1 protein-coding gene is annotated in these 765 nt (G+C 44.6%); it reads right to left on the bottom strand.

Annotated elements, in window-relative coordinates:
- Positions 1-765 (bottom strand): YjbH domain-containing protein (locus tag R8N47_RS24750; RefSeq protein WP_318186044.1); only part of this gene is annotated, 765 nt, incomplete at both ends.

Here is a 765-nt window from a genome sequence, read left to right as displayed (position 1 = left end):
TCCGAACGGTTAGGCCTTTGGTACCAAGGGTTTCGTTCGTCGGTTAACTCAATTAAGCTGTATTTACGGCCGAGTTTCTGTCCTCCGTCACGAGTAAGAGGCTGCCAACTAAAGTTCGCACGATTGTTACTTGGCTTAACGGTCATGATGTCAAACGGAATCGACAAGTAGAAACCTTTAGTAAAGCTACCTTCACCAAATTCATCCGCAGACAAGTCTGTAAATGAGGCAAAGGCGCCAGCAATTACGCCACTCTTGAACTGCTTAGAAACATTGATTTGTGTACCAACATCGCCAGCTAGGAACTGACCAACATCGACTTGGATCATCAAATCTTGCAGGAATTCCCATTGAGGGTAGTAGTAACCAGATACAAAACCAGTGAATCCTTTATCAATAACTTGGAACGGACGTCCATATTCTGGCACGTTTTGCCATTTCTCATCGTAAACACTGAAGTAACTTTGTGGATCACGTTGAGAAATTACGTTGACGTCAGCGCCAATCGCCCAGTTAGCTCCTTGTGGACGGTAAAGAAACTCGGTACCGACTCCAGCAAACATGCTTTCCAGATAACCCGCGTAGAATTGTTGAACCATGGTATCGGTGTACTCTTGGAACCAAGTCAATTGGAGGTTTGACATGGTTACAGCATGTTCATTTTGGTAAGCGCGGAACATGGTGCGAACACGAGGAACAGTAGTCCCATCAGGTGGAGTTACATAAATAAACTTATCGTAGTTATTGTACCAGTCCCAGTATAAC

It is taken from the genome of Vibrio sp. 2132-1, assembly GCF_033344315.1.
Note: the sequence above shows the minus strand (reverse complement) of the source record. Positions and strands in the feature narration are given on the sequence as shown.